This is a genomic window from Mesorhizobium sp. M1E.F.Ca.ET.041.01.1.1 (genome assembly GCF_003997355.1).
In the GTDB taxonomy this organism is placed as follows: Bacteria; Pseudomonadota; Alphaproteobacteria; order Rhizobiales; family Rhizobiaceae; genus Mesorhizobium.
Map to the genome: position 1 here is coordinate 1 of NZ_RZSL01000223.1, position 9084 is coordinate 9084.

The following is a 9084-nucleotide window of genomic DNA, read 5'->3' on the forward strand; positions in this document are numbered from 1 at the left end:
GGCCTGGAATGATCGTCATGCCGGCACAGTCCACGACCACGGCGCCTTCGGGCGCGCCCTGGTTCAGCGCCGCCTTGCCGGCGGCGGCGATCTTGCGGCCGTCGACGACGACGGTGCCGATCTCATCGACCCCGCGCGAGGGATCGACGATGTGCGCCTTGCTGAAGACGGTCACGCTCATGCGCCGCGGCCCTCATGGTTGCGACGGGGATCGAGCAGGGCTTCCATCACAGCCATGCGGACGGCGACACCCATCTCGACCTGTTCCTGGATGACGCTTTGCGGCCCGTCAGCGATCTCCGAGGCGATCTCGACGCCGCGGTTCATCGGCCCCGGATGCATGACCAGCGCATCGCCCTTGGCTGCCTTGAGCTTTTCGGCATCGAGGCCGAAATAGCGGAAATATTCGCGGATCGACGGCACGAAGGCGCCTTCCATGCGCTCGCGCTGCAGGCGCAGCATCATCACCACGTCGGCGTCTTTCAGCCCCTCGGCCATCGAGCGCGCCACGATCACGCCCATCTTATCAATGCCCGCAGGCAGCAGCGTCGAGGGCGCGACGACGCGCACCTGCGCGCCGAGCGCGTTCAAGAGCATGATGTTGGAGCGGGCGACGCGCGAATGCAGGATATCGCCGCAGATCGCCACGATCAGCTTCGACAGCGGCCCCTTGGCGCGCCGGATGGTCAGCGCGTCGAGCAAAGCCTGCGTTGGATGTTCATGCGCGCCGTCGCCGGCATTGACCACCGAGCAGCCGACCTTCTGCGCCAGAAGGGCGGCGGCGCCCGCCGACTGGTGGCGGATGATCAGGATATCCGGCCGCATGGCGTTGAGCGTCATGGCGGTGTCGATAAGCGTCTCGCCCTTCTTCACCGAGGAACTCGCCACCGACATGTTCATGACGTCGGCGCCGAGCCTTTTGCCTGCGAGCTCGAAGGACGATTGCGTGCGGGTCGAGGCCTCGTAGAAGAGGTTGATCTGGGTGCGGCCACGGAGCGTCGATGTCTTCTTTTCCGGCTGCCGCGAGATCGCCACGGCCTGGTCCGCCCGGTCGAGCAGCAGCTCGATATCGGCCGGGGAAAGATCGCGGATGCCCAGAAGATGGCGGTGGGGAAAGAGCGGCAGGGACGAAGCGTCGGTCATCTCAAGGCGCTGCTATAGGGTGCGGTCCGGCCGGCCGCAAGCGCCAGCTTGGGATTGCCGGCTTTCTCCCCGGTATTTTCGTTGCGTGGCTTCGGCTATAAGGCAGCGATGGCTTCGGATTCGCGACCGCGGCCTACAGATGGTAAGGACAGGGCGTGACCGACGACGTGATCAACCAGCCGCCGCCGCTGACGGGCGGCAATGCATGGCGGGGCGATCCGTTGCTCATCCAGCTTGCCGAGCGCTTTTCCGATCCGGTGCGCAAGGATCTCGACGCGCTCGGCCGGTTCGTCATGACGCAGGAGGCGCAGGAACTCGCCCGCCTCGCCAATGTGGACACACCAAAACTCAGGACACATGACCGCCAGGGGCGGCGCATCGACCTCGTTGAATTCCATCCCGCCTACCATGCGCTGATGCGGCGCTCGGTGGCCAACGGGCTGCATTCCTCGGTTTGGGAAAATGGCGACGCCGAGATCGGCCGCCGCCATCAGGTGAGGGCGGCGCGCTTCTACCTGACCGCTGAATTGGAGACCGGGCATCTTTGCCCCATCACCATGACCAGCGCCTCGCTGGCGGCGCTGATGGCGAGTCCGAAACTGTTCCGCGAATGGGCGCCGCGCGTGACGACGCGCAAATACGACCAGAGCCAGAAGCCGCCGGTTGAAAAGACCGGGCTTACGCTCGGTATGGGCATGACCGAAAAGCAGGGCGGCACCGATGTGCGAGCCAATGTCACCAAGGCCGAGCGCATCGGCAGTGGCTTCTATCGGCTCACCGGGCACAAATGGTTCATGTCGGCGCCGATGTCGGATGCTTTCCTGGCGCTTGCCCAGGCGCCGGAGGGCCTGTCCTGCTTCCTCGTTCCACGCATCCTGGGCGATGGCTCCAGCAACGGATTTCGCTTCCAACGCCTCAAGGACAAACTCGGCAACCGCTCCAACGCCTCGTCGGAGGTGGAATTCGTCAACGCCATCGGCGAGATGGTCGGCGAGCCAGGCGCCGGCATAAAGACGATCATGGATATGGTGACGTTGACCCGGCTCGACTGTGCTGTCGCGTCGTCGGCCATCATGCGGGCAGGGTTGGCCGAGGCCGTCCACCACTCCCGCCATCGCCAGGTGTTCGGCGCCAATTTGGTCGACCAGCCGCTGATGCAGCGGGTGCTGGCCGACATGGCGCTCGACGTCGCCGCCGCCACCGCGCTGTCGTTCCGGCTCGCGCGCTCCTTCGACGAGGCGGCAAGCGATCGCGGCGAGGCGGCCTTTGCCCGCGCCATGACGCCGGTGGTCAAATACTGGGTCTGCAAGATCGCGCCGCCGCTGCTTTACGAGGCCATGGAGTGCCTCGGCGGCAACGGCTATGTCGAGGAAGCGCCGCTCGCCCGTTACTATCGCGAGGCCCCGGTCAACGCGATCTGGGAAGGCTCGGGCAATGTCATGGCGCTCGACGTGCTGCGCGTGCTCGGCCGCGCGCCCGGCCTGTTCGAGGAGGTGCTGGCCGGCATCGACCGCGATCTCGGCACCGGCGGGCGCGGCACCATCGGCGTGCTCAAAGCGGCGATGCAGGTGGCTTCGACCGATGAGGGCTCGGCGCGCCTGCTCACCGAGCAACTGGCGCTGTCGGCGGCGGCGGCGGAGCTGCGCAGGCTGGGGGCAGGGCGGATTGCCGACGCCTTCGTCGAGACGAGGCTCGGCGGCCAGTGGCGAACCACCTACGGCATGCTCGATTCGCGCCATGACGCGCGCATGATCATCGACACGCTCTATCCACCGCTGACCTGAACAGCCTCGACAAGCCGCGCCATCGCCGGCCTGTGGATGGCCGTTAACCCTAACAAATGGTTTCCGTTGCGGGGAGCCCTTACAGAGACCACTCTGTCCACCGGAGTAGGGAACTGTTAACCATGAGCCCGTGCTCCGCCAGGCAGGAAGCGCATGCGGCACGTGTTGACATCATTTCTGGCCTTGCACTGGGCGGTCGTTTTCGCCCTGCTGGCCTATATCTGCATGGATGGCGATCGCGGCATCGCGTCGGCGCTCGGCGTGCTTGGCGTATCTGTGCAAAGCAGCCGCTTTCCGGGTCTCGATCAGGCCCTCGTCGTGGCGCCGCTTTCGATCGCGCTGCTGATTGTCGCGCTGCTGTTCTGCTGGGCTTTCGTCGAAACGCTGCTCAATATCGCGACAAGGCCGGATGCCGGCGACGCAGTGGTGCGGATCGCCTTCATCTTTGCCTCTTTCCTGCTGTCGATCATCCTCGTGGGTGGCGCCGCGCAAGGCATCAACGGGCTGTTCATGGTGGTCGCCGTCCAGATGACGGCGCTGCTTGCCTCTTATGTCGCAGTGCTCGCCGAGCGACGCTCGGCCATGCACGAGAACGAGGCCCGCCTGGCTGCTCATCGCATCGCAACGGGCGCCGCGCACAGTTCGCTGCTGTCCCGCATCTCCAGTCACCCGGAAACCAGGCCGGGAGGTCGCCGCTGATGCGCACGCTGTTCGCATTCTGGGCTGCTCCGCTGGTCCTTTTCTGGGGCTGGTTCTTCCTGTCGCTCAACGACCTCAATTTCGGCTACGTCATGCTCAGCCGCCAGTTGCATGACCTGGTCTTCCAGCTCTATGGCCAGATGCTCGGCATCGATCCGGCGATCATCCCGGGCATGGTCGCGCGGGCCTGCGTGTTCGACACTTTCCTGCTGCTCGGACTGGTGGCATTCCGCCGCAGGCGCCAGATCGCCGAGTGGATCAGTCAGCGCCGAGACGGCCCGATCAGCCCGGAGCGGATCGGCCGAGCGACTGAAGCCGGTCCAACGCTCCCTGCAGAATAAAGGCGGCGGCCGCCGAATCGATCTTGCCGGCGCGCTTCTTGCGCGAGAAATCCATCTCGATCAGCGTCCTTTCAGCGGCGACCGTCGACAGCCGCTCGTCCCACAGCACGAAAGGCAGGTCGGACAAAACAGCCATGTTGCGCGCGAAGGCGCGGGATTTCTGCGCGCGCGGGCCTTCCGACCCGTCCATGTTGATGGGAAGGCCGAGCACGATCGCGCCGACATTGTCCTTCTCGAGCTGAGCCAGCAACTGGGCGGCATCGAGCGAAAACTTCTTGCGCAGGATGACCGGGCGCGGATGGGCAAAGGACAGGCCGCGGTCCGACACCGCCACGCCGATCGTCTTGTCGCCGAGGTCGAGGCCGGCAAGCGTGCGGCCGCCCGCGAGCCGGGCCGGCAATTCCTCGATGCTGATGATGCTCAACGGCCCACCCCGGTGATTCGCCGCGCGGCTTTTTGACAGGCCGCGGGACTTTCAATTTGCCGTCGGCGTTCTATCCTTTGATAACGAGAAAATCGAGGAACGCATTCATGAAACTGACCTGGTACGGACATTCGGCATTCCGCATCGAGACAAAGGACGCCAACATCCTCATCGATCCGTATCTGGTCGGCAATCCGTCCTGGACGGGCGGCTGGGAAGGCCCCGCGGAAGGGGTGACGCATGTTCTCTTGACGCACGGCCATAACGACCATGTCAGCGGTTCGATCGAGGTGCTGAACAAGAGCGGCGCCATGCTGGTCGCCAACTTCGAAGTGTGCATGTATCTCGTCGGACAGGGCGTCAGCGACAAGAAGATCAATCCCGGCAATATCGGCGGCACCGTCGATTGCGGCCCCTTCACCGTCACCTTCGTCCAGGCGCTGCATTCCTCCTCGTTCGGCGGCCAGGGCGGCACCAACACCTATCTCGGCAATCCAGGCGGGCTGGTGCTGCATTTCCCGCAGGACAGGACGCTCTATCACATGGGCGACACCGATATCTTTTCCGACATGGGGCTGATCAACGAATTGCATGAGCCGAAGATCGGGATCGTGCCGATCGGCGACCGCTTCACCATGGGCGGCGCGGTGGCGGCCCTTGCCTGCCGTCGCTTCTTCAATTTCGATACGGTCATTCCCTGCCATTTCGGCACCTTCCCGATCATCGATCAGACCGCCGACAAGTTCGTGGCCGGCATGGAAGGCTCCGGCGTCAAGGTGGCGCTGCCGGAGATCGGCAAGCCGATCGCGATCTGAGCCGGCCTTCTTCCAGGCGCCGGAGCGGTCCGCAGTCCACTCGGTTCGACATGATCGATGTTGCGCCGCAAGCGCGCCGCCGCTATAGCCCGCATTGGTTTCCCCGAGGCGATAGATATGTCCGTTGATCTTCAGACCGTGAAGCGCGTCGCGCACCTTGCCCGTATTGCGGTGAGCGAGGAGGACGCCGAACGCATGACAGGCGAACTGAACGCCATCCTCGGCTTCGTCGAGCAACTGAACGAGGTCGATGTGTCCGGCGTCGAACCGATGACCTCGGTCACGCCGATGGAGATGAAGAAGCGCCAGGACGTCGTCACCGACGGCAGCAAGGCGGCCGACATCGTCGCCAACGCGCCGGCTACGGACGAGAATTTCTTCCTCGTTCCCAAGGTCGTGGAGTAGGGCACGATGGCCGTCGAGATCGCCGTCGAGACGCCCTTGCAGGACGAGGTGCGCGCGCTGATCGCGGAGCTCAACGCGGCGCTGCTCGAACTGACGCCGCCGGAACATTGCTATCACCTGACCGTCGAGCAGATGGCTGGCCATGACACGACCGTGTTCATTGCCCGCGACGGTGGTCTTGCCGTCGGCTGCGGCGCGCTGAAGCGCCACGGCGGGGCGACCGGCGAGGTCAAGCGCATGTATACGCGGCCCTCGCATCGCGGCCGCAAGATCGGCGCTGAGATCGTCGCGCGGGTCGAGGCGCTGGCGCGGCAGGAAGGGCTGAAGCGCCTGGTTCTGGAGACCGGCGACCGCCATCCCGCCGCTTGGACCGTCTATGAGCGCGCCGGTTTTTCGCGTTGCGGCCCGGTGCTGGATTATCCCGACTCCGAGTGGTCGGTGTTTTACGAAAAGAGCCTTGCCTGATGAGCGACCTCACACATCTCACCATTTCCGAGGCCCGCGCCAAGCTGCGCGGCAAGGAGATCTCGGCTGCCGAGATCACGGAAGCCTATCTCTCGGCGATCGAGCGCGCCAATCCGGTGCTCAATGCCTATATTGCCGTCACCGCCGACAAGGCGCGCGACATGGCCAAGGGCTCCGATGCCAAGCTCGCGAAAGGCGAGGGCGGGGCGCTGGAAGGCATTCCGCTCGGTATCAAGGATCTGTTCGCCACCGAAGGCGTCCACACCCAGGCCTGCAGCCATGTGCTGGACGGCTTCAAGCCACACTACGAATCGACCGTGACCAGCAATCTCTGGGCCGACGGCGCCGTCATGCTCGGCAAGCTCAACATGGACGAGTTCGCCATGGGCTCGTCCAACGAAACCTCCTATTACGGTCCGGTCATCAATCCATGGCGGCGCTCGCGCCTCGACACGGTGGTGATGCCGACGACGCATCAGGGTGACGGCGGCTTCGTCTCGGCCGGCGGCGCGAAAACCGCGCGGACCCTGGATAACGCCCAGCTGGTGCCGGGCGGCTCGTCCGGCGGATCGGCCTCGGCCGTCGCGGCCTTCCTCTGCGCGGGCGCCACCGCGACCGACACCGGCGGTTCGATCCGCCAGCCCGCCGCCTTCACCGGCACGGTCGGCATCAAGCCGACCTATGGCCGCTGCTCGCGCTGGGGCGTGGTCGCCTTCGCCTCCTCGCTCGACCAGGCGGGTCCGATCGCGCGCGACGTGCGCGACGCCGCCATCCTGTTGAAGTCGATGGCCTCCTCCGACCCGAAGGACACGACCTCGGTCGACCGGCCGGTGCCTGACTACGAAGCGGTGATCGGCAAGCCGATCAAGGGCATGAAGGTCGGCATTCCGAAGGAATACCGCGTCGACGGCATGCCGCAAGACATCGAGGCGCTCTGGCAGAAAGGCATTGCCTGGCTGAAGGATGCCGGCGCCGAGATCGTCGACATCTCGCTGCCGCACACCAAATACGCGCTGCCGGCCTATTACATCGTGGCGCCCGCCGAAGCCTCGTCCAACCTCGCCCGCTATGACGGCGTGCGCTACGGGTTGCGCGTGCCCGGCAAGGACATTGTCGAGATGTACGAGAAGTCGCGCGCCGCCGGCTTCGGCCGTGAGGTCAAGCGCCGCATCATGATCGGCACCTACGTGCTGTCGGCCGGTTACTACGACGCCTATTACCTGCAGGCGCAGAAGGTGCGCACGCTGATCAAGCGCGACTTCGAGAACGTCTTTGCCGCCGGTGTCGATGTCATCCTGACGCCGGCGACACCGTCGGCCGCCTTCGGCATCGCCGACGAGGACATGGCCTCCGATCCGGTCAAGATGTACCTCAACGACATCTTCACGGTGACTGTGAACATGGCCGGCCTGCCGGGCATTTCCGTGCCCGCCGGCCTGGACGGCAAGGGCCTGCCGCTCGGCCTGCAACTCATCGGCCGGCCGTTCGACGAGGAAACGCTGTTCCAGACGGCGCATGTCATCGAACAGGCGGCGGGCAGGTTCCAGCCGGAGAAGTGGTGGTAGGCTCAGTCATCGGGGTCCATGCCGGCCCAGCGGGTGAGTGATGTTCTTCTTCCTCTCGAAGCTCTTCTGGTTTGTCGCCAGGCCGCTCAACCTGGCGATCTTCCTGCTGCTGGCAGGCTTGGTTGCCGGCATGTTGGGCCGGCGGCGATTGGCAGCCTCCGGCAGCGTTCTTGCCTTTGTCATCCTTGCGCTTTCGACATGGTCGTCGATTGGCGTCATGATGCTCAATCCCCTGGAAGAGCGCTTCCCAAGACCTCCGCTTCCGGCAAAGGTTGACGGCATCGTCGTGCTGGGGGGCGCCATGGACGGTGCGGTCAATATCGTGCGCGGCGGCTATGAATTGAATGCCAGCGGAGACCGCCTCGTCGAGGCGGCGGTGCTGGCTCGGCGGTTCCCGACGGCGAAAGTCGTCGTCACCGGCGGTCCGCTCGAAATGATCGGCGAAGGCGAGGGCGATGCGGACGCCGCGCCGCGCCTGCTCACAGCGCTCGGGGTGGGCGCAGACCGCCTGATCCTGGAGAACAAGTCACGCACCACTTACGAGAATGCCGTCTTCACCAAGAGGCTGGTGATGCCGAAACCGGGCGAGACCTGGCTGCTCGTCACGTCGGCTTTTCACATGCCGCGCGCCAAGGCGCTGTTCGACAGGGCCGGCTTTCCTACCATTCCCTGGCCTGTCGACTATTGGACCACGGGCAAGGAACGCCTCTACCGCACAAGTCCCGGCGACAATCTGGAAATCACCACCAAAGCGGTCCGTGAATGGGTCGGGCTCATCGCCTACTGGCTCGCCGGCCGCATCGATCAGCCTTTTCCCGGGCCGGGCGGCTGACCGAGCACTGCCTGGCGCGCGGCCGAGAAGAACTGCCGGCGCACCAGGACCGCCAGAAGCACCAGCGTCGAGATCACAAAGACGACCGGGTCGACGAACCAGCCGAGATAGCCGATCGAGAAGAAAACGGCGCGCAGGCCGGAGTTGAAATGCTTGCCGGCGAGCACGTTCATGCGCGTCGCCCGCCATACCGCCGTTTCGCTGAGGGGGTTGCGCGAGGCCTCGCCATGCAGGATCGGCACCGCCCCGATGAGGATCGAGCAATAGTTGAAGAGCCGGTAGGCCCAGCCGAACTTGAAGAAGGCGAAGGCGAGGATCAGCACCAGTCCGAACACCTTGGTCTGGAAGGCTTCGTGTGACGAGGCCGCGCCGAACGGCAGCTCGGCCAGCACCTGGAGCACGCGGTCGGAAGCCCCGAGCAGGGCGAAGCAGCCGCCGAGCGCGATCAGCGAGCTCGAGGCGAAAAAGGCGGTGCCTTGCTGCAGGCCGTTCATGATGGCGGTGTCGACGATGCGCACCTCGCGCTCAGCCATGTTGCGCATCCAGGCCTCGCGCTGGGCGTTCATCGCCGTCGTCAGCGACACGCGGCTGACGAGCTTGCCGTCCGAGGC

At 65.1% G+C, this 9084-nt stretch carries 11 protein-coding genes and 1 pseudogene; 8 read left to right on the forward strand and 4 right to left on the reverse strand.

The window, feature by feature from the left end; all coding sequences use genetic code 11:
* Together EOA38_RS18785 and EOA38_RS18790 are read right to left on the reverse strand one after the other, a co-directional pair.
* A pseudogene (locus tag EOA38_RS18785) lies at window positions 1–181 on the reverse strand (dihydroorotase); the annotation flags it as partial.
* On the reverse strand, window positions 178–1143 hold the full coding sequence (locus EOA38_RS18790; protein WP_127299924.1) for an aspartate carbamoyltransferase catalytic subunit: 966 nt from the start codon (window positions 1141–1143) through the stop codon (window positions 178–180). The gene EOA38_RS18790 and the pseudogene EOA38_RS18785, both read right to left, overlap by 4 nt.
* 155 nt (window positions 1144–1298) lie before the next feature.
* Between EOA38_RS18790 and EOA38_RS18795 the strand changes: the two genes are divergently transcribed.
* The 3 genes from EOA38_RS18795 to EOA38_RS18805 all read left to right on the forward strand — a co-directional run bounded on the left by EOA38_RS18795 (window position 1299) and on the right by EOA38_RS18805 (window position 3967).
* Window positions 1299–2927: a DNA alkylation response protein gene (locus EOA38_RS18795; RefSeq protein WP_127299925.1), complete on the forward strand. Its 1629-nt coding sequence runs from the start codon at window positions 1299–1301 to the stop codon at window positions 2925–2927.
* 153 nt (window positions 2928–3080) lie between these two features.
* Complete coding sequence (locus tag EOA38_RS18800; protein ID WP_126093854.1) at window positions 3081–3626, forward strand: hypothetical protein; 546 nt, start codon at window positions 3081–3083, stop codon at window positions 3624–3626.
* Window positions 3626–3967: a DUF6105 family protein gene (locus EOA38_RS18805; protein WP_127299926.1), complete on the forward strand. Its 342-nt coding sequence runs from the start codon at window positions 3626–3628 to the stop codon at window positions 3965–3967. The genes EOA38_RS18800 and EOA38_RS18805 overlap by 1 nt, the downstream gene beginning before the upstream one ends.
* Here the strand turns inward: EOA38_RS18805 and ruvX are convergent.
* Complete coding sequence (gene ruvX, locus EOA38_RS18810; RefSeq protein ID WP_127299927.1) at window positions 3909–4391, reverse strand: Holliday junction resolvase RuvX; 483 nt, start codon at window positions 4389–4391, stop codon at window positions 3909–3911. The genes EOA38_RS18805 and ruvX overlap by 59 nt on opposite strands.
* 107 nt (window positions 4392–4498) lie before the next feature.
* On the opposite strand from ruvX, the gene EOA38_RS18815 reads away from it, so the two are divergent.
* The 5 genes from EOA38_RS18815 to EOA38_RS18835 all read left to right on the forward strand — a co-directional run bounded on the left by EOA38_RS18815 (window position 4499) and on the right by EOA38_RS18835 (window position 8473).
* On the forward strand, window positions 4499–5206 hold the full coding sequence (locus tag EOA38_RS18815; RefSeq protein ID WP_126093857.1) for a metal-dependent hydrolase: 708 nt from the start codon (window positions 4499–4501) through the stop codon (window positions 5204–5206).
* Window positions 5207–5323: 117 nt separating this feature from the next.
* Window positions 5324–5611 (forward strand): Asp-tRNA(Asn)/Glu-tRNA(Gln) amidotransferase subunit GatC, encoded by a 288-nt coding sequence (gatC, locus tag EOA38_RS18820; RefSeq protein ID WP_126093858.1) that lies wholly within the window; start codon window positions 5324–5326, stop codon window positions 5609–5611.
* Between the two features lie 6 nt (window positions 5612–5617).
* Window positions 5618–6076: a GNAT family N-acetyltransferase gene (locus EOA38_RS18825; protein ID WP_126093859.1), complete on the forward strand. Its 459-nt coding sequence runs from the start codon at window positions 5618–5620 to the stop codon at window positions 6074–6076.
* Window positions 6076–7641, forward strand: a complete 1566-nt coding sequence (locus tag EOA38_RS18830; RefSeq protein ID WP_127299928.1) for an amidase family protein — start codon at window positions 6076–6078, stop codon at window positions 7639–7641. The genes EOA38_RS18825 and EOA38_RS18830 overlap by 1 nt, the downstream gene beginning before the upstream one ends.
* Before the next feature lie 40 nt (window positions 7642–7681).
* Complete coding sequence (locus tag EOA38_RS18835; RefSeq protein ID WP_127299929.1) at window positions 7682–8473, forward strand: YdcF family protein; 792 nt, start codon at window positions 7682–7684, stop codon at window positions 8471–8473.
* Here the strand turns inward: EOA38_RS18835 and EOA38_RS18840 are convergent.
* A partial coding sequence (locus EOA38_RS18840; protein WP_145965995.1) for a DUF599 domain-containing protein occupies window positions 8446–9084 on the reverse strand: 639 nt, incomplete at its 5' end. The two genes, EOA38_RS18835 and EOA38_RS18840, sit on opposite strands and share 28 nt — an antisense overlap.

Bases quoted from the DNA above. Each gene is read 5' to 3' on its own strand.
- EOA38_RS18815 (WP_126093857.1), top strand. From the start codon at position 4,499: ATGAAACTGACCTGGTACGGACATTCGGCATTCCGCATCGAGACAAAG.
- EOA38_RS18805 (WP_127299926.1), top strand. From the start codon at position 3,626: ATGCGCACGCTGTTCGCATTCTGGGCTGCTCCGCTGGTCCTTTTCTGG.
- EOA38_RS18830 (WP_127299928.1), top strand. From the start codon at position 6,076: ATGAGCGACCTCACACATCTCACCATTTCCGAGGCCCGCGCCAAGCTG.
- EOA38_RS18800 (WP_126093854.1), top strand. From the start codon at position 3,081: ATGCGGCACGTGTTGACATCATTTCTGGCCTTGCACTGGGCGGTCGTT.
- EOA38_RS18825 (WP_126093859.1), top strand. From the start codon at position 5,618: ATGGCCGTCGAGATCGCCGTCGAGACGCCCTTGCAGGACGAGGTGCGC.
- EOA38_RS18790 (WP_127299924.1), bottom strand. From the start codon at position 1,143: ATGACCGACGCTTCGTCCCTGCCGCTCTTTCCCCACCGCCATCTTCTG.
- gatC (WP_126093858.1), top strand. From the start codon at position 5,324: ATGTCCGTTGATCTTCAGACCGTGAAGCGCGTCGCGCACCTTGCCCGT.
- EOA38_RS18835 (WP_127299929.1), top strand. From the start codon at position 7,682: ATGTTCTTCTTCCTCTCGAAGCTCTTCTGGTTTGTCGCCAGGCCGCTC.